This is a genomic window from Shewanella maritima (assembly GCF_004295345.1).
Classification (GTDB): domain Bacteria; phylum Pseudomonadota; class Gammaproteobacteria; order Enterobacterales; family Shewanellaceae; genus Shewanella; species Shewanella maritima.
In genome coordinates this window covers 3,075,642-3,094,502 of sequence record NZ_CP036200.1, presented here as the reverse complement: position 1 = coordinate 3,094,502, position 18,861 = coordinate 3,075,642, and the positions used below count along the sequence as shown (strand labels likewise).

The following is an 18,861-nucleotide window of genomic DNA, read 5'->3' as shown; positions in this document are numbered from 1 at the left end:
ACCCCAAAAGCCAGTTTTACCATTGGTTAACTTGATGAACATCAATTGACTAACAAAAATTGAGCAGTTCAGTAATGCGCCTTAAACAAAAAAAGGGAGCAAAAGCTCCCTATAAAATCACAAGGTAAGGTTCTCTAGATATTGCCTAACTCACTGCGGCATGGGTTAGTAGAGAAGCGCCGCAGGAGTTAAGTTCTACGCTAAGTTAACGCTCAAACACGTGGTACTTATCGATGCCGAATGATTTACCGGTCGCGTGACAAGTAGCACAAGACTCAGCGGTAGGTACTGTGTACCAGCCATCGCCTTTCACTGTGTTTAGCTCGCCGCCATTTTGCATCATGTGGTTTAACGCAGCTTCTGAGTCATGACATGCAGAGCAGTTTGCTAATACAGGGCTTGTCATCACGCCAGAAGTACCATCATTAAGCGACTTAGACAGCATGTAACGATTTGGAATTGCGTCCATGTCGATACCATTGCTATGACAAGACACACAGTTATCAGCATTTAAGCTCGCCGCTGAGTTTTGAATGTTGTTGCCATCTTCGTCTTGACCCTTGTTGCCTGATAGTGCGTTACCCACACCCCAGTGCATGCTGTGGATCATAGGGCCAAAGCCTGGAGCAGACTTAGCAGCATTGCGGTCGTAACCATTGTTATGACATGCTACACAGTCCTGACCACCAGCATTGTACGAACCATTCTTATGATAGTTAGTCTCATTGTTGTGACAAGTAGTACATGCTTCATTGTCAATGATGAAACGACGACCATGAGCTTCATTGATATCAACTAGCGTATGCGGCACTGCAGGGTCCGCCGATACAGTTAGCTCTGAAATACCAGCAAAGCTAGTGAATGACACACCGTATTCACTGTCTGAGTCAATCCAACCTGCATCTTTAAAGGTTAGACGCGTGCTACCTGCTAGGTGAGCAAAGCCAGATTGGTCGCCAAAGTCGATGAAGGTGTAACAAACTGAGCGGGTTCCATCTTCACGATCATAGTAGCCTAGGCCAGTGTCATAACGGCTAATCGCACGTGCGACGATTGAACCAGTTTCTAGATCATATCCATCAATGTAAGCACCGGTATAGGCTAGCTCGCCAGCATCGTAAAGGTTCTTAATGTTTACTTGTACTGGTGTGTCAGTAGCGTTATCCCAAAGCTTAAGGTCAATACAATAACCACCGGTACCAGCATAGCCATTGCCATCATCATAGGTATAGGTATCGTCATAGTATGGTGCACTCGCTGTAGTACTGTACTGAGCACGGATAGCTTTACGCTCATTTAACGCTGAGATATCTGCGTGCATTTGGCGAACGTCAAAGCTGCTTGTGTCACTAGTGTATGCAGGCGAGCTCTTAGCCATTGCCATTACAGATTCAGTATTAGTACCGTGACAGTCGCTACACCCGTTACCAGTAATATTGGTATTCATGACTTCAGTTGCGTGACAAGTGAAGCAGTTAGTCACCTGGAAGTCCATTTCAAACTTCTGGTGATTGATATGACCCATGGCTTGCATCGTTAACTTAGCATAACCACCAGTGTCGAGAGATGAACCGTCTTCAGCAACATCACGTGCTACGTTGTTGTGACAAACTAAACAGCTACCCACGAAGTCTGTATTGCCATCAACATCTTGAACAACATAATAGTTATGGCGGATGTCAGACGTCGCAAAGTCAACGTGACATGAGTAACATGTTTCTGTTGTTGTAGTGTGAATCGTTTCTTCAGGCTTATGAACCAGCATACCTGCTGCAGCAATCGGACCTGGGTCACGTCTTAAATCACCAACAGTTAAGCGAACAATACCGTCTGTATCCGCTTGAACAGCCGACATAGGTGCAACAAACTCGTAGTTACCATTGTCTAACAGGGTTAAGCTTGCGCCTTCAGTTTCTAAATCAGCTGAGCCACCTACAGTGCCATCACGACTGCGCTGGATACCATTGTCAGTAACCGCGGCAAGATATACAGATACACCCACTTGCTCTAAACCGTTAATGACTAGGCCTGCTTCATCAGTAGCGTTGAACTCCACAGTTACCTGCCCTTCTTCAATCATGTGACTCACATAATTAAGCTCAGTAACTTCAGAAACCTCGACAACAGGTGGAGTCGGGCTCACACCATCTTCACCATTTTCACCATCTTTGCCGTCTTTACCATCTTCACCACTACAAGCCGCCAGAGCGAGTGCCGAAGCAACCACAAAGGCGATTCTGTGTTGGCTAAATCTTTTCATCGTTTTCATCCTCTTAATACCTCTTTATGAGTATCTCCCAATGACAATTCTATAAAACTTGCCCAAATAGGGTTGCGATAAGAGTCACGTGACGAAGTTGTGAATGATTGTTTATGCCAGAAACATGAATCACCACTCACAAACAAAAATTAAACCATTTACTAACCAACAAACCTTAAGGAAACTAACCACTAAAAATCAACCACTTAAAGCTAACAGACCCAAACAACCTTAAAATAATCTTAAAAAATACTTAATCAGCAATTCTTTACACTGTGCATAAAACGAAATTTCAATAATCGAAAGCTAATATTTCAATTGCTGAAAGATACTTAAAGTGCTTATTTATTAGTAACTTAAAAATGTAGCGAATAAAATTAGAGTAAAAGTTCGACAAAGGGAGGCTGATTTAGATGACGCTTAAACACAAAACCCCTAACTTAAAATTTTAAGTTAGGGGTTTTCAAAGGATTAGATTATTGCTTACAAAATATGCTTAGGTCGAACAATGAGTAAGCAAGTTATTAACAACACTCACTCCAACGGCTAACATAGTACTCAACCTTGGCATTTACGATGAGCAGCAGCTGTCTGTTTTTTGCTTGCGCGGCAGCTTGTCCCATAGCACTTTTAGCATGAGTGCAGCTAGCACCACGCCTGACAGCATCACCACGCCTTGAGGCAATAATTCATGTTCATGACCAATTTGCGGCATCACCTCAAATCCAAAGCTGGCAACCAGGTAATTGACCAACATACCAGCTGCTAACGCCACGCCCAATACGCCACCTAAATAGCCAAATAACGCACGTTTGCCTAGCTCATTAGTCACTACACCTAATGTAGCGATATTAGTCGCAGGGCCTGCCATCATAAACACCAGCACAGCACCTGGCGACACGCCAGCTAACAGTAAACCCGCTGCAATTGGCGTTGATGCCGTCGCGCAGATATACATAGGGATCGACACAAGCACCATGACTAACATAGCAAGAATGCCGTCGCCCCATTTGGCCAAGAAGTCTGCAGGTACGTAGGTTTGTACTAATGCGGCGAAGAACAAACCAATCAACAGCCAAATGGTTGTATCGCGAACAAGATCTGTCGCCGCATAATGCAAACCTTTACCAATTCGGCTAATTATCGACTCACCTTTAAGCTCAGTGGCAACATCCTGAGTTGAGGCGCAGCAGCTATCTGTTTGCTCGTTGTTTGCTACATCACTTTTGGTGCTACAACAGCTGCTCGTTGACTGTGCTTGTAGCTGCTCGTCAGTCGCGACTTTCGCTGAATTGCTAGCACAACATGATGAAGTCTTTGCCTGTTGTTGTTTGCTGCCACAACATGATGAAGCCTTTGCTTGTGATTGTGCTGCGGCGGTTGATTGCCCATCTGCAGTCACAGGTGTTAACAGCGGTGAATCTTCAGCCTTGGTCATACGCATCACATTTGCAGATTGCTTTGTACTGGCACAGCATGACTTGGCAGGCTGGCTATTCACTACTGACGAAGCGCTTTGGCTTGAGTCGGCTTTGGCTTGCTCATCACGGTCACCTTGTACTTTGCGATCATCTTGCTCCTCACGATCATCGCGCCCGACTAGCAAGCCAGCGACTACGGCACTGGTCACCGCAGCAATCGGACGCACTATCGCCATAAATGGTCCAAGTAACACATAAGATACCGACACCGAATCTACGCCAGTTTCAGGGGTAGCCACTAAAAATGAAGTAGTTGCAGCTTTCGACGCACCAGAGCGGCGTAGCCCCACTGCGGCAGGAATAACCCCGCATGAACACAATGGTAGCGGCGCACCTAAAATCGCCGCTTTAATCACGGTTTTAAATCCATGACCACCTAACTGCTTTTGCATCCATGCCATTGGCACAAACACCTTTAACAGCCCGGCTAACACTAAACCCAATAGCAACCAGGGCGCAGACTCTAAAAACAAATTGATAAAATTAGTCACTAACATATTACTTCTCCGACAGCTCTGCGGCTGCTGCTGGCGATAACTGCATGTTGTCGCAAGACTCTAGCGCTTCAAGAATCGAGCAATGCTCGGCGCTTTCAGGTCCGCCACAACAGGCATCTGACAAGCTTTGTAACGAGGTAGAAAAATGCGTGAGTTCGGCAATCTTGGCTTGAACCTGAGCAAGCTTAATATCGACTAAACCTTTTACATCGGCGCAGGCCCAGTTAGATTTATCTAGCTCAATCGACAACAGCTCAGCGATTTCGTTTAAGGTAAAGCCCACCGCTTTGGCACGCAGAATAAACTTGAGCCTGGCTTCATCGTCTTTGGTATACATACGATAGCCAGAGCTTGAGCGATGCGATGGCGTCAACAAACCATGCTTTTCGTAAAAGCGCAGCGTATCCGTTTTAATGTCACAAGCTTTTGCTAGTTCACCAATGCGATACATGATGTACTCACCCTCTGTTTAGTTAAGCGCTTAAACGCCTCAATTCTCCGAGCAAAACCACTCGAATTTACGCCAGTATAAACCTTGGAGTTTAATCTAAGGTCAAGGGTTGAACTGCGACATAACATCATATTTGTTGTTCTGATTTCAATATTGTGAAATCACGCATAAATTCACTGGAACTGTGAAGATTGAGATAAAATACGCGCGCCTGACAATAGCCACCTTAGATGACGGTTAAATGAAGGCTCACCTCATAACAACGAAAACGAAATCTGGGCATAGAGAAGATCTTTGGCAAAGCTCACTTATTTACTCTACTGAGTCTCAACTGAGTTTTGCGAAAGATCTTTAAGCTAAAACAAACTTTAAACTACCAATAGTGGACCCTGTACCTACATGAATAATGCCAGACCTATTCGTCGCGCGCTGTTAAGCGTATCTGATAAAACTGGAATCGTTGAGTTTGCACAAGCGCTGCACGCTCAAGGTGTTGAACTACTTTCAACTGGCGGCACAGCTAAACTGCTAGCCGACAACAACATTCCTGTGACTGAAGTTTCTGACTACACAGGTCACCCGGAGATCATGGACGGTCGTGTTAAAACTCTGCACCCTAAAGTACACGGTGGTATCTTAGGTCGTCGCGGTATTGATGAAGTGGTGATGGAGCAAAACGCCATCAAACCTATCGATCTAGTGGCTGTGAACCTATACCCATTTGCACAAACTGTTGCCAAAGAAGGTTGTACTTTAGAAGACGCAGTTGAGAACATCGACATCGGTGGTCCGACTATGGTTCGCTCTACTGCGAAAAACCATAAAGACACCACTATCGTTGTTAACGCGCAAGATTACGATCGCGTAATTGCAGAAATGCAAGCAAACCAAGGTAGCACGACGCTAGAAACGCGTTTCGACCTTGCAATTGCAGCATTTGAGCACACTGCCGCTTATGACGGCATGATTGCAAACTACTTCGGTACTATGGTGCCAGCACACTCAAAAGACGAGTGTCATGAAGACTCTAGCTTCCCACGCACTTTCAACACTCAGCTAGTTAAAAAGCAAGACCTGCGCTACGGTGAAAACAGCCACCAAAAAGCAGCGTTTTATGTTGACAGCAACATTGACGAAGCCTCTGTTGCCAGCGCAGTACAACTGCAGGGTAAAGCACTGTCTTACAACAACATTGCTGACACAGACGCAGCACTTGAGTGTGTGAAAGAATTCGACGCACCAGCTTGTGTTATCGTTAAGCACGCTAACCCATGTGGTGTAGCACTAGGCGACAACATTCTTGAAGCCTATGACCGCGCATTCAAAACTGACCCAACTTCAGCATTTGGTGGCATCATCGCCTTTAACCAAGAGTTAGACGCTGAAACTGCTAAAGCGATTGTTGATCGCCAGTTTGTTGAAGTCATCATCGCACCTGTCGTCAGCCAAGGCGCTCGTGACGTAGTTGCAGCAAAAGCTAATGTACGTTTACTTGAGTGCGGTCAGTGGGACACCAAAACAGTGAGCCAGGACTACAAGCGCGTTAACGGCGGCATGCTAGTACAAGATCGCGACCAAGGCATGGTTGGTTTAGACGACGTTAAAGTGGTATCTAAGCGTCAGCCTACCGCTGAAGAGCTAAAAGACTTAATGTTCTGCTGGAAAGTGGCTAAGTTCGTTAAATCTAACGCTATCGTTTACGCCAAAGATGGCATGACAATCGGTGTAGGCGCAGGCCAAATGAGCCGCGTTTACTCAGCGAAAATTGCCGGCATTAAAGCAGCTGACGAAGGTCTAGTGGTTGAGAACTCAGTAATGGCATCTGATGCCTTCTTCCCATTCCGCGATGGTATCGACGCAGCGGCAGCAGCAGGCATTAGCTGCATCATCCAACCAGGTGGTTCAATCCGCGATGAAGAAATCATTGCCGCGGCAGACGAGCACGGCATGGCGATGGTATTCACCGGCATGCGTCACTTCCGTCACTAATCAAAGTTAACACCGCTTATTGCTAGTAATAAGCGGTGTATGAGTTTTTTGCTTTAAACATATTAGAGCTAGCCATTGATTCAAGTTCACGCTAACTAGCAATGACTTCAATGGCTTAGCTATAAGAGGATTAAAACATGCAGGTATTGGTTATAGGCAGCGGTGGACGTGAGCACGCACTAGCGTGGAAAGCCGCCCAATCACAGCAGGTCTCCAAAGTATTTGTCGCTCCAGGTAACGCGGGTACTGAACTAGAACCCAAGCTAGAAAATGTCAGCATTAAAGTTGAAGCTATTTCTGAGTTAGTGGCGTTTGCCAAAGACAATAAAATCGAGCTAACCATTGTTGGCCCAGAAGTACCACTGTCACTGGGTGTGGTAGATGCCTTCAACGAAGCAGGTCTTGCTATTTTTGGTCCAACTCAAGGCGCAGCACAGCTTGAGTCATCTAAAGCCTTCACTAAAGACTTCTTAGCTCGTCACAACATCCCGACAGCCGCTTACTCAAATTTCACTGAAATTGAACCAGCAAAAGCGTATGTCACTGAAGTTACGGCAAGCACTGGCTTCCCTATCGTTATCAAAGCTGACGGCCTTGCAGCAGGTAAAGGCGTAATTATCGCCCAAGATCAAGCTGAAGCTGACGCTGCCATTGAAGACATGCTAGCAGGCAACAAGTTTGGCGAAGCGGGCTCACGCGTTGTTATCGAAGAATTCCTAAAAGGTGAAGAAGCAAGCTTCATCGTGATGGTTGACGGCAAAAACATTTTGGCAATGGCATCAAGCCAAGACCATAAAGCACGTGACAACGGCGACAACGGCCCTAACACAGGTGGCATGGGTGCATACTCACCAGCACCAGTGGTAACTCAAACCGTTCACGACTGGACCATTGACAATGTTATCCGTCCAACGGTTGATGGCATGGCAGCTGAAGGTAATGTTTACACAGGTTTCCTATACGCTGGCCTAATGATTGCGCCAGATGGCAGCGCTAAAGTACTTGAGTACAACTGCCGCTTTGGCGACCCAGAAACTCAGCCAATTATGATGCGCCTAAAATCAGACCTAGTTGAGCTTTGCCTTGCAGCAACACGCGGCGAGCTAAACACAGTAACTGCAGAGTTCGACTCACGCGCTGCTGTTGGTGTGGTGATGGCAGCAGGCGGTTACCCAGAAGCCTACAACAAAGGCGATGTGATTGAAGGTTTAGACCTAGGTAACAACGACGCTAAAGTCTTCCACGCTGGTACTGCAAGTAAAGATGGCCATATCGTTACCGCTGGCGGCCGCGTATTATGTGCAACTGCACTAGGCAATACGGTTACTGAAGCACAAGCTGGCGCTTACAAGCTAGTTGATGCTATTCACTGGGATGACGTGTACTTCCGCACCGATATCGCCTACCGCGCGATTGCCCGTGAGAATGGTCAAGGTTAGTTTGTTAGTAGCTATTTGTTAGTGAGTTAAAGCTTAGTTTTAACTTGTCAAAAGCCCTTTAGTTGCAAGACTAAAGGGCTTTTTGTATTCAAGTTTTGCTTGTCGATCACAAGTGGCGTGCATAGATTCCCGCTCAAAAGCATTGCGGGAATGACATGCTTGCCGTCACCCTCGAGGCGCTGTTAATCGAGGGTCCTCACTTTAACTAGCATAAGATTCCCGCTTAAAAGCACTGCGGGAATGACTGTGGAAATAAGCGTTGCGGGAATGACTACTTACTCGTCACCCTCGAGGCACTGTTAATTGAGGGTCTTCACTTTAACTAGCACAAGATTTCCGCTTAAAAACATAGCGGAAATGACTGTGGAAATAAGCATTGCGGGAATGACATGTCAGCCATCACCCTTGAGATGCTGTTAATCGAGGGTCTTCACTTTAACTAGCATAAGATTCCCGCTTAAAAACATAGCGGGAATGACTGTGGAAATAAGCATTGCGGGAATGACATGTCAGCCGTCACCCTCGAGATGCTGTTAATCGAGGGGCTTCACTGTAACTTGCATAAGATTTCCGCTTAAAAGTGTTGCGGGAATGACATGCTTGCCGTCACTCTCGAGGCACTGTTGGTCGAGGGGCTTCACTTTAACTAGCATAAGATTCCCGCTTAAAAACATAGCGGGAATGACTGTGGAAATAAGCATTGCGGGAATGACATACGTACCGCCACCCTTTAAGCACTGAGCTTACCTTCACCCCAACCTATCTCTTAGCCAACCGTAATGATAATACCCCCATTGACCCACTCGGCGTAAGTTAGCAAATGGCATTGCAGGTAATGGCTGCTGATAAAGCGGCAGATCAGGCACTTGTTGACCAGCTACTTGTTGCGCTAAACGATACGCCGCTTGGGCACTAAATGACACACCAGCGCCGCAGTAGCCTAAACTGTAGGCAGTATCACCATCCAAATAAACATGAGGCATGTCATCCATAGAGGCTGCAATCCACCCGTGCCATTGATAATCAACTTTTTTATGGGCACAAACAGGAAAGCACTTATCTAACGCGACTTTAAGGCGCTTGGCATAGACATCATCATTCGCATTTTTGCCCCAAACCGCCCCTCGACCACCAAACAAGATACGGTTATCAGGTAACAAGCGGTAATAATACTTCAGGATCCGAGTATCCATGGTCACCTGGTGGGTTTGTAACCCTGCTTGGTTAAGCTCCGCTGTTGTGAGTGGCTCAGTGACAATAATATTACTCATGATAGGTAAAAACTTATTATCGATGCTCGGGGAAAGTTGCTTCGAGCTATAACCATTGCCAGCACAAACAACCTTGTTGGCAAGTAACTCCCCTTGCGCTGTGATTAATCTATGCTGCCCCCTTGTTGTTGCCAATCAATGACGCAACTATGCTCAGACAATGTCACCTTGGAATTTAGCGCTGCTTGTTTATAGCCCAAGAGTAATTTTAACGGGTTAACACCAAAGCTATGCTTGACCCTTAACGCACCAAAGGCTTGCTGATTACGCATGTATTTATCATGCAATTGTTGCTGCGTGAGTGTATGTGCATCTTGCCCTAGAAAACGATTAATGAACTCATTTGCCTGAACCAGCTGCTGCATAGCCTTGGCATTATGTGCCACCTTAATGTAACCATTGGCTTGGGCATCACATTCAATTTTATGCTGAGCAATCAAGGATTCAACTCGCTCAACCGCTTCAGTAAACTCTTGATAAATACCTTGCGTGGTGGCTAAATCCCAGCGCTTAGCCATGGCAGCATAACCTAAACGCCCCGAGCCTTTCAGCACAAAACCTGCATTACGAGCACTGGCACCAAACCCTACTTGATTGGCTTCTAACACATGACAATCGAGATGATGCTCAGTCGCCAGATAATATGCCGTGAGCAATCCCGTATAGCCGCCACCAATAATGGCCACGTCACACTGCTGAGTTTGGGTTAATTTAGGTTGAGATTGGCCTAATGAAATAGAGTCAGCCCAGTAGCTATTTGCATTAGGCTGCCCTTGTGGAGATGAACTGATTAACGGATCATAATATGACATAAGTCGCCCGTTTTGGTGATTATCCATTCACTCTATCAGGTTAATTACTGTGCCCCAATTAGAATTTAAGGAGCATTTCACAGGCATCACAATGGCAGTCATTTCCACATAACACACAGTGATAATCTTCGCCTACATAACGCTGATTCCAACGCTCGGGGTGAACCTTAATGAGTTTCCCGCCCGCTTTAGTGAAGTATTTTACTGCAGCGTTGTTTGGACTTTGTTGCCATAAATGACTCACCCCCGCTTTAGCGCCTTGTGCTTTGACTGCCTCAATTGACGCGGCTAACAGCTTACCACCCAGCCCTTTACCCCTAGCATGCTCTGCGATGGTGTTAGATTTAAAATAACAGACGTCTTCAAACTCAACGCCCCATTGAGCAATACTGCACCATCTATCTTTTGGCCACTGCCCCGGCGCATAAGTTAAGCGGAATCCCACGAGCTCTTCTGTTTGACTGTCTAGTGCCACGAAATGAGCGTTTACGCCACATTTAATGCCCTGCTGGTATATTTTTTCCAGCTCCGCCTGATTCAAATAGCCAGCCCCATGAATCAAATTACCCAAGGTGATCACAGCTTGAAAATCGGCTGGCAGCAATTGCCTAATCAACATGTTAATCCCCCTGGTGAGTGCTAATACATGCTATTCAAATCAAGTTTGAAAAAACAAACCTACTTCTGCTGCGCTTTCAACAGCTCAGTCAACTCATCAATCTTAGCGTTAAGCTTGGCAATATCTGCCTCTGTAGCGACAGCAGGCTTGGGCTCAACAACAATCCCAGCTTCGGCTTGCTGCTTTTCAAACGCGGCTTGTTTTTGTTCACGCATTAACTGGGTTTCTTCACTCATAACATCCAGCACCGCGCCAACCATCATGTTTAAGAAAGTGAACGTGGTAAGGAAGATAAAGGTTAAATAGTAAATCCAACTCAGTGGGTAAACTTCCATGGTCTCATACATGATGGAAGTCCAAGACTCAAAGGTCGACACCCTAAATAATGTCAACATGGCAATGGAGACATCCCCCCATAGGAAGTCGTTTATCTCAGCAAAGAACATACTGCCCATTGCGCCATAAATATAGAAAATGACGAACATCAATAGGCCAATATAAGCCATACGTGGAATGGCTTTAATTAACGCATTAATCAACATTCTAAGCTCAGGCACCATAGACACTAAACGCAGCACCCTAAATATTCGTAGCAGACGTGCAAGCAAGATGGTTGAGCCACCAACGGGTAGCAGGCTACCAATCACGATCACTGTATCGAAGATATTCCAACCTTTGGAGAAAAACGCTTTATTGCTGTCTGATGCCATATAGCGGATCACCAGCTCAAATAAGAAAAAACCAGTAATGGCAAAATCGAGAATATATAAGCTTTTTTCAAGCCACAAAGGTAGTTGGTAGGTATGCGCACCAATAGATAATGCGGATACGACAATCACAAAAATGACGAAGCCTTGAAAGATTTTGCTTTGATCAATGCGCTTTAGAATGGGAAGAAAGCCCGATGCTTGCATGATGTACCTGGTCTCCAAAATTAGCAGGATTAAAAACGTCGCTATAATAACGTTTTCACGCTTGTGAAAGAAGCTATCACTTGATTAGCGTTTCTTCATCTATTGGGTTAAAGGGTGGGTTAAAAGTTGAGTTTAAGCCTTTCATTAAGGCGCTCAATATTACTCTATCTCGTACAACTCCAGCGGCAAATCATCTGGATCAGCAAAAAAGGTGAAGAGTTTATTGGTGTATGGGTCAGTGCGGACTGGCTCGACCGCGATATTTTGCTGAGTGAGATAATCCACAAAGGCGTGAATATCCTTTACCTTAAACGCTAGATGCCTCAATCCCTGTGCTTCAGGATAACTTGGCCTCGCGGGAGCCTTTGGCATAGAGAACAGCTCAATTTGCGAGCCATCAGGCAGGCGTAAATCAAGCTTGTATGAATCACGCTCAGCGCGGTAGTTCTCTGCAATTACCTCAAGCCCTAATATCTGGGTATAAAAGGCTTTCGAAACAGCATAGTCACTGCAAATAATCGCGGCATGATGAATGCCTAGTAGTTGATTATCTGCAAAAATAGATGTCTCGTTGTTTCGCATTTCTCTTCCTTGAACTGGATTATCAAACTCAGTTTAATCTGTCAGATAGCAGGTATCTCAATGCCCTTTGCCGATAGCACGACTAGCGTTTTTTAGCTGAGCGAGCAAGCGCGGCCTTTCTCGCTTGTTGTTTTAGCGAACCCTTTTTAGTCTTACGGGTTACTGGTGCAACCTGGGTTAAATCAGGCTCAAAACCTGGATACCATTGCTGCGGCAAACGTCTATCAAGCAAAGCCTCTAGCTTAATCAGTAATGGCTCATCATCGACACTTAATAGGGTGATCGCCTCGCCCGCTTGCCCCGCTCGGCCTGTGCGACCAATTCGATGAACGTAATCAGCACTTTGAAATGGCAGCTCCATATTAATCACAGCTGGAAGCTGCTCAATATCGAGCCCGCGCGCAGCCACATCGGTCGCCACCAAAACTCTAACTTCACCCGCTTTGAATTCTGCCAGTACATGCTCGCGCTTAGCTTGTGACAAGTCGGCATGAAACGCGGCAGCACTTGTACCGAGCTGATTTAAAAAGCTCACCGTTGCATCAACGTCCTGTTTTTTACGATTAAACACCAACACTTGCGACCAATCGTTAACTTTAAGCAGCTTATTGAGTAAATGCTGCTTTTTAGCAGCATCGACATTGAACACTCGCTCGGTAATTTTGGCTGCGGTTTGATTACGACTTGCCACTTCAACCACTTTGGGCGATTGCACTAGGCGGCGACTGAATTTATGGATGCGATCATCAAGTGTGGCGGAGAACAACAAAGTCTGCCTTTGCTTAGGCAAACGCTTTAAAACCTCAATGATTTCATCGCGAAAGCCCATATCCAACATGCGGTCAGCTTCATCAAGCACTAGAGTTTGCACCTTACGTAAATCAACTAAGCGCTGACGATTAAGGTCTAACAAACGCCCTGGCGTTGCCACCACAATATCAACCCCACCAGCAAGCTGTTGTTTTTGTTTATCGCTGCTGACACCACCATAAACCACCACGGTTTTTAGTGAGTGACCATTCACGTCAAGGTTTAGTGTAAACTGCTCAAATGCTTGCTGAACCTGCACAGCCAACTCCCTTGTAGGTGCAAGCACTAAGGCTTTGGGAGCATTTGTCTCAATGGCGGTTATCGTAGCGTTGTTAGCATTAACGTCGTCTGGTTGCTCAGCAATAGTTAACTCACCAACCTCAAGCAAACGGCTAATTATCGGCAAAGCAAAGGCAGCAGTTTTACCAGTTCCAGTTTGCGCGCCAGCAAGTAAGTCTTTCCCAGATAGTACTTCTGGAATGGCCTTTATTTGAATAGGTGTCGGCTTGAGGTAATTAATATCACTCAAACGCGCCATCAGTTGCGGCTGCAAGTCTAATTGAGAAAACGATACATCTTGGGTTTCCTGCGCTGTTTCTTGCATAGCTGTGACCTTTTGCACCGCTATGGCTTTTGGCACCGCTATGGCACTTGCTCGCGTTTGATCGGCTGACATAATTAACACTCATAAATAAATCTGCCGCGTATTTTAGCAATCTCACAGGGGTTTATCATCATAAGGCGCTTAAGTTGGGTCAGAGTAAAACCCTCATTTGGCTGATGTAAGGCGGGATATTACAACTTTGATATAAAGAGTATCAAAATTCAAACCTTCACTATAAGCACTACATTGCTCACAACATTCATCAAAGCTAAACTAACGCGCTTAATTTAATAGTTAATCAGTTAACCAACAAACCCAACTGACATTATTTATGACCACATTTCTCGCCGGTTTTACCCTTAGCCTTTCACTTATTTTCGCTATTGGTTCGCAAAATGCCTTCGTATTAAAGCAAGGATTAAAACGACAACATGTGTTTGCTGTCGCATTGGTGTGTGCAATTTCTGATGCAATTCTGATTAGCTTAGGGGTGGCAGGTTTTGGCGCTATCGTGAACCAGTTTCCGCAAATTGAAGTCTTTGCCCGCTATGGCGGCGCGCTGTTTCTCAGTGTTTATGCCTTACTGAGCTTTAAATCTGCATTTACCAGCAAGCATGCGCTGGTTGCTGATGACAAGTCGGCTAGCTCGCCAATGCAAGCCATTTTAATGTGCCTCGCTTTTACCTGGCTCAACCCGCATGTGTACCTCGATACCATGGTGTTGCTTGGCTCTATCTCGACTCAATATCAGCCAGATGAATTCTTGTTTGGCGCCGGAGCTGTACTGGCATCTTTGGTGTTCTTCTTCGCGTTAGCTTATGGTGCGCGCTTTCTCGCGCCGTTATTTAAGCAGCCAAGATCATGGCAAATACTGGAATTTCTTGTAGGCGTAATGATGTCAGTGATTGCGCTGTCGCTCGTTGTCGGCGGTTAGTTATTGATAGCTAGTTAGATTCGAAATGTCATAGGTAACAAAAAAGGGGTTGTAGCTTGGCTACAACCCTTTGTTCATATTTGCTGTTAACATTTTACTCTGACCCAATTGTTACTGAGACCCAAATGTTAACAGCTGGCCTTAACCCTTGGCGTTGTTCTTATACTCAATCCAGTGGGTGAGGGTTTCGAACAGCTCAGTCAATACAATTGGCTTAGTAATATGGGCATTCATTCCCGCAGCTAAGCTCTTTTCTCTATCGCCTGACATCGCATGGGCTGTCATAGCAATAATCGGCATTTCCTCTGGCGAGTATCGCTTACGCAGCTCAGCCGCCGCAGTTAAACCATCCATCACTGGCATTTGAATATCCATTAACACGGCATCAAATGGGCGGGTATCAATCAAATCAAGGGCGATTTGACCATTATCCGCCAGCACGACTTCATAACCTGCACTCTTCAACAGTTCTGAAGCCACTTGCTGGTTAATAAAGTTATCTTCCACCAGCAGTACTAAACCTGAGTCAGTCGCCTCAGTAGGCTCTTCCCTTACCGGTATCGCATTAAGCTTAGGCTCTTTAGCAAAGGCAGTGATGATTTCATCAAACAGAGCAGATGCTTTAAATGGCTTTTGCAACACGGCGTGAATTGAGTCTTGCTCGACCTCTTCTTCTAGTGGTTCAGAAGTATAAGCTGTCATTAAGAACACCACAGGGCGCTTGGCGATGCGGCCATCTGCCACCATGGCATCTAAGGCATCTAGCACGTCACGGCCCGACATTTCTGGCATCATCCAGTCAAGCAATAGCAAGTCGATATGCTGTTTTTGCAAGATATCCAATGCGCGCTGGCCACTGCTAGCTGTTGCGACATCAAAGCTAAAGTCTTCCATTACCGACGAGTAAATCTGCAGTGCACTTGGGTTATCGTCTACCACAAGCGTGGTGAGATTATTAAGCTGCTCTGGCACCACTAGCGGCGCAGCAGTATTTTCTTCAGCGATTTCAAAGCTAATGGTAAAGCTAAAGGTTGAGCCGACACCTAGCTCAGACTCCACTTCCATGGTGCCGCCCATCATAGAAACCAGATGTTTACTAATTGATAGACCTAGGCCTGTACCACCGTATTTACGTGTTGTAGAGCCATCCGCTTGCGAGAAAGCATCAAACAGACTGGCTTGCTGCTCTTTGCTGATACCGATACCAGTATCGCGGATCCAGAATTTCATGGTGATGCGGTGATCGCGCTCGCCCACATCTTCACAGCCCAGCTCAATCTCACCTTCCTGGGTAAATTTAACTGCGTTAGATAGCAAGTTAATCAATACCTGACCTAAACGCAGCGGGTCACCATTAAGAATCAGACCAGCAGTGACTGGTGCATAAAGCAGCAGCTCAACGCCTTTTTCTTGCGCCTTAATAGCGTTCATGTCGATAACATGATCAAGCACTTTATCGAGCGGGAACGATACTCTTTCAAGCTCCAGCTTACCCGCCTCAATTTTCGAAAAGTCGAGAATGTCATTAATAATGCGCAGTAGCGATTGCGCCGAGAAGCCAGCTTTATCAAGGTAATCTTGCTGCTGCGACGTTAGCTGAGTACGCTGCGCCAGCTGCAACATACCAATAATGGCGTTCATCGGCGTGCGAATTTCGTGACTCATGTTCGCCAGGAATTCACTCTTATACATGTTGGCCGATTCTGCATCCTGCTTAGCTTCAAGCAGTGCCACCTCGTTACTCTTCTGGCGAGTAATGTCTTTGTGAGTACCGACCATACGTTTGACTGCGCCAGTCTCGTAAAACTCGACCGCACGACCACGAGATAAGATCCACAAGTAGCTGCCATCTTTACCGCGCATACGAAACTCTACTTCATAAGCCCCTTGTGGGTCGTTTAAGTACTTGCCGCGCATTTCTTGCACGCGGTCTAAATCATCAGGCGAAATTAGCTTATCAATCGAGCTCATTAGCGCCGGGAACTCATTTGGCTGATAGCCAAGCATAGAGTAAAACGCCGGGTTACAAATGATCTGCTCTGAGTCTAAATACCAATCCCACAGGCCGTCCTCTACCGCATCCATCGCCAAATGGTAACGCTCTTCAGACAAACGCAGCTGCTCAGCAGACTCATACTCATGGGTAATGTCACGCCATACCGAAATCAAACCAAGCAGGTCGCCACGGCGGTTATAAAACGGCAGTTTCAGAGTGTCGAATAAGATTGGCTTACCAGAGATATCAATCTTCTCTTGATAGCGGAATGGTTTTTTATCCTGCAGTACGCGCTTATCTTCATTAAGACCGCGCTGACCTTGCTCTGGGCTATCAAGCTCAACCGAAGTCAAACCGATAATTTCAGACTCAGTAAAACCTAGCATGCGCTCAGCAGACTTATTACAGCCTAGGTATTTACCTTCTTTGTCTTTAAAGATAATCGCCTCTGGAATTGAGTCAATTAACGAGCGCAGCAATGCAAATTCGCGCTCTCGTCGCTCGGTCGATTCACGTAGACGTTGAGTACGGCGGGCAACCAAGTTATCAAGGCGCTTGTTCTGCTCAGCAAGGTTTTTGGTGTATTGCTCGTTCTCATCAAAAATGCGGCTAACCAAGGCAAACCACGGCTCCCAACCGGGAGTAATTTGCTGCGGTGGTTTTATTGGTGATTGTGAGCAAGCATCAAGGTGCGACAGTAGGCGCGATGCAGGGCTAACGAATGCGCGGCGAGTTTGCCAGTGCACAATGGTAACCAGAACAGATAGCGCTAAAACAACCATCAAGAAGGTAAGCTGCAGTTTTTCCCAAGAGTCTTTAAATAGCTCGTCTTTTTCTTGCAAATACAGTAAGCGCCAAGGCGCGTTATGCAGCGCAATCGCGTGAATATAATAACCGTTACGTAAGATGCCTTCGTTAGCTTCAAACAGCTCCTGCTCGGATAATGAGTGCAGCTCAGATGGAATGCGCTGGCTAATGTGGTATACACGGTTCATTTCGCTTGAATCAAAGTCACTGTGAGACACAATATTATTGCGTTGATCGAGCAAAATTACTGTACCCGGCATTCTAAAGTAGGTACGAATTTGTTTCGCCAGAGACGACAGCTTCATATCCAGGTTAATTGAGCCGATAAAGTCATCTTCTAAATAAACTGGAATACCTAAAGTGGTTAGCAGGCCCTGATCTACCTCGTTAACATACGCGCCGCTCCAAGCCACCGTGCGCTGTGGATTAATCTCAGGCGTAGTTAGTTTAAATTGCTGCTTATTGAGTAACTCTTCTCTAAATCTTTGCTCCTCAGTAGCCCAAGGGTATAGCGACATCATGCGGCGTTTAGAGATGTAGTAAATCGATGACGCTTTTGGCGCTGCTTCTTTCGCCACCGGGAAAGATAACGACAGCTCGAACAGCATTTCTAGCTCTTGATAAAACTGCTCACTGCGACCATCAAGGGAGCCAGTACCGGTAATGCGCCCCATGTTAGTAAAAGGCTCACCTGATTTGGCATAACTTGGCTCGAGGGTGAAGAATTGGCCATCTTCATTAAACTTTTCATACTGAGGTAAGCGCTCTTTGCGCACAAGTTCGCCCAAACGTAAATGGTCGACAGCCACATTGCGTAAGCTCTTCACCGCACGAATACTCGACTCTAACAATAAGTCAATTTGCAGTACGTGACGGGCAATTTGATCTTCGCGCAGCTCAATTTGCTGGGTTTTCTGTCTCTCAAAAAACACCACCGCAGTAAGCAACGCCATCACAATTACACCTATGTAGGTGTAAAATACAGCCCGGTTATAATTCTTTTGAATTGGAGCTTTTAACTGTAATTCAGATTCGTTCGGATTCATTTAGCAACCTTGGAAAGCGCACAAAGCCAGTCATGCTGGTCTAGCATAAAAATAAATAAGCCAGATAAGTATAGAACGCGCATACAAAAATCATCGCAGGAATAGTATCAAGAAGTTAGCAATAAACGCACCCTAATCAAGGGTAAATTAGACTAATTAATCAGTTTGTTGTGCGATTTGAGACGCAGTTGTTGAGCGCGGTATAGCTTAAGTAACGCGATTGCGCTTGTGCTGAGCGACCTGTGTCAATTTGACACAAGCTATTAACCCTTGTGTGTAGCCTGCTGACTACCTAGTTTAACAGCCATGTTACTAACCGAATCCAAGTCACTGTTTCTAATCCAAGTTA

General features: G+C 45.8%; 13 protein-coding genes. 3 read left to right on the top strand and 10 right to left on the bottom strand.

Annotated elements, in window-relative coordinates:
* Window positions 1-205 precede the first annotated feature (205 nt).
* From EXU30_RS13200 to zntR, 3 genes are all read right to left on the bottom strand, one after another.
* On the bottom strand, window positions 206-2,260 hold the full coding sequence (locus EXU30_RS13200) for a multiheme c-type cytochrome (protein WP_130600759.1): 2,055 nt from the start codon (window positions 2,258-2,260) through the stop codon (window positions 206-208).
* Between the two features lie 571 nt (window positions 2,261-2,831).
* Entirely contained in the window at window positions 2,832-4,238 is a 1,407-nt protein-coding gene (locus EXU30_RS13195; RefSeq protein ID WP_130600757.1) for an SO_0444 family Cu/Zn efflux transporter, read from the bottom strand.
* Between the two features lies 1 nt (window position 4,239).
* On the bottom strand, window positions 4,240-4,689 hold the full coding sequence (gene zntR, locus EXU30_RS13190) for a Zn(2+)-responsive transcriptional regulator (protein WP_130600755.1): 450 nt from the start codon (window positions 4,687-4,689) through the stop codon (window positions 4,240-4,242).
* Window positions 4,690-5,088: 399 nt separating this feature from the next.
* Between zntR and purH the strand changes: the two genes are divergently transcribed.
* Both purH and purD read left to right on the top strand, forming a co-directional pair.
* Complete coding sequence (gene purH, locus EXU30_RS13185; protein ID WP_130600753.1) at window positions 5,089-6,678, top strand: bifunctional phosphoribosylaminoimidazolecarboxamide formyltransferase/IMP cyclohydrolase; 1,590 nt, start codon at window positions 5,089-5,091, stop codon at window positions 6,676-6,678.
* A 137-nt stretch (window positions 6,679-6,815) separates the two neighbouring features.
* Entirely contained in the window at window positions 6,816-8,117 is a 1,302-nt protein-coding gene (gene purD / locus EXU30_RS13180; RefSeq protein WP_130600751.1) for a phosphoribosylamine--glycine ligase, read from the top strand.
* Window positions 8,118-8,866: 749 nt separating this feature from the next.
* Here purD and EXU30_RS20850 read toward each other — a convergent pair.
* The 6 genes from EXU30_RS20850 to EXU30_RS13155 form a co-directional block, all read right to left on the bottom strand.
* Window positions 8,867-9,523, bottom strand: coding sequence for an NAD(P)/FAD-dependent oxidoreductase (locus EXU30_RS20850; protein ID WP_341274628.1), 657 nt, complete (start codon window positions 9,521-9,523; stop codon window positions 8,867-8,869).
* Window positions 9,493-10,200, bottom strand: a complete 708-nt coding sequence (locus tag EXU30_RS20845; protein ID WP_341274627.1) for an NAD(P)/FAD-dependent oxidoreductase — start codon at window positions 10,198-10,200, stop codon at window positions 9,493-9,495. Before EXU30_RS20845 ends, EXU30_RS20850 begins: the two co-directional genes overlap by 31 nt.
* 58 nt (window positions 10,201-10,258) lie before the next feature.
* Window positions 10,259-10,819 (bottom strand): GNAT family N-acetyltransferase, encoded by a 561-nt coding sequence (locus EXU30_RS13170; protein ID WP_130600749.1) that lies wholly within the window; start codon window positions 10,817-10,819, stop codon window positions 10,259-10,261.
* Window positions 10,820-10,878: 59 nt separating this feature from the next.
* The gene (locus EXU30_RS13165) at window positions 10,879-11,733 is read right to left on the bottom strand and encodes an ion transporter (protein WP_130600747.1); all 855 of its coding nucleotides are present in this window, start codon (window positions 11,731-11,733) and stop codon (window positions 10,879-10,881) included.
* A gap of 159 nt (window positions 11,734-11,892) precedes the next feature.
* Entirely contained in the window at window positions 11,893-12,315 is a 423-nt protein-coding gene (gene gloA2, locus EXU30_RS13160) for an SMU1112c/YaeR family gloxylase I-like metalloprotein (protein ID WP_130600745.1), read from the bottom strand.
* A gap of 82 nt (window positions 12,316-12,397) precedes the next feature.
* Entirely contained in the window at window positions 12,398-13,729 is a 1,332-nt protein-coding gene (locus EXU30_RS13155; RefSeq protein ID WP_130603479.1) for a DEAD/DEAH box helicase, read from the bottom strand.
* A 331-nt stretch (window positions 13,730-14,060) separates the two neighbouring features.
* On the opposite strand from EXU30_RS13155, the gene EXU30_RS13150 reads away from it, so the two are divergent.
* Window positions 14,061-14,663, top strand: a complete 603-nt coding sequence (locus tag EXU30_RS13150) for a LysE/ArgO family amino acid transporter (RefSeq protein WP_130600743.1) — start codon at window positions 14,061-14,063, stop codon at window positions 14,661-14,663.
* Between the two features lie 141 nt (window positions 14,664-14,804).
* On the opposite strand, the gene EXU30_RS13145 is transcribed toward EXU30_RS13150, so the two are convergent.
* The gene (locus EXU30_RS13145) at window positions 14,805-18,512 is read right to left on the bottom strand and encodes a response regulator (protein WP_130600741.1); all 3,708 of its coding nucleotides are present in this window, start codon (window positions 18,510-18,512) and stop codon (window positions 14,805-14,807) included.
* Between the last annotated feature and the right edge of the window lie 349 nt (window positions 18,513-18,861).

Excerpts from the sequence above, each read along its gene's own strand:
- EXU30_RS13195 (WP_130600757.1), bottom strand. The coding sequence starts at position 4,238 with ATGTTAGTGACTAATTTTATCAATTTGTTTTTAGAGTCTGCGCCCTGG.
- EXU30_RS13165 (WP_130600747.1), bottom strand. The coding sequence starts at position 11,733 with ATGCAAGCATCGGGCTTTCTTCCCATTCTAAAGCGCATTGATCAAAGC.
- EXU30_RS13145 (WP_130600741.1), bottom strand. The coding sequence starts at position 18,512 with ATGAATCCGAACGAATCTGAATTACAGTTAAAAGCTCCAATTCAAAAG.
- purD (WP_130600751.1), top strand. The coding sequence starts at position 6,816 with ATGCAGGTATTGGTTATAGGCAGCGGTGGACGTGAGCACGCACTAGCG.
- EXU30_RS13155 (WP_130603479.1), bottom strand. The coding sequence starts at position 13,729 with ATGCAAGAAACAGCGCAGGAAACCCAAGATGTATCGTTTTCTCAATTA.
- EXU30_RS13200 (WP_130600759.1), bottom strand. The coding sequence starts at position 2,260 with ATGAAAAGATTTAGCCAACACAGAATCGCCTTTGTGGTTGCTTCGGCA.
- EXU30_RS20845 (WP_341274627.1), bottom strand. The coding sequence starts at position 10,200 with ATGTCATATTATGATCCGTTAATCAGTTCATCTCCACAAGGGCAGCCT.
- EXU30_RS13170 (WP_130600749.1), bottom strand. The coding sequence starts at position 10,819 with ATGTTGATTAGGCAATTGCTGCCAGCCGATTTTCAAGCTGTGATCACC.
- gloA2 (WP_130600745.1), bottom strand. The coding sequence starts at position 12,315 with ATGCGAAACAACGAGACATCTATTTTTGCAGATAATCAACTACTAGGC.
- zntR (WP_130600755.1), bottom strand. The coding sequence starts at position 4,689 with ATGTATCGCATTGGTGAACTAGCAAAAGCTTGTGACATTAAAACGGAT.
- EXU30_RS13150 (WP_130600743.1), top strand. The coding sequence starts at position 14,061 with ATGACCACATTTCTCGCCGGTTTTACCCTTAGCCTTTCACTTATTTTC.
- purH (WP_130600753.1), top strand. The coding sequence starts at position 5,089 with ATGAATAATGCCAGACCTATTCGTCGCGCGCTGTTAAGCGTATCTGAT.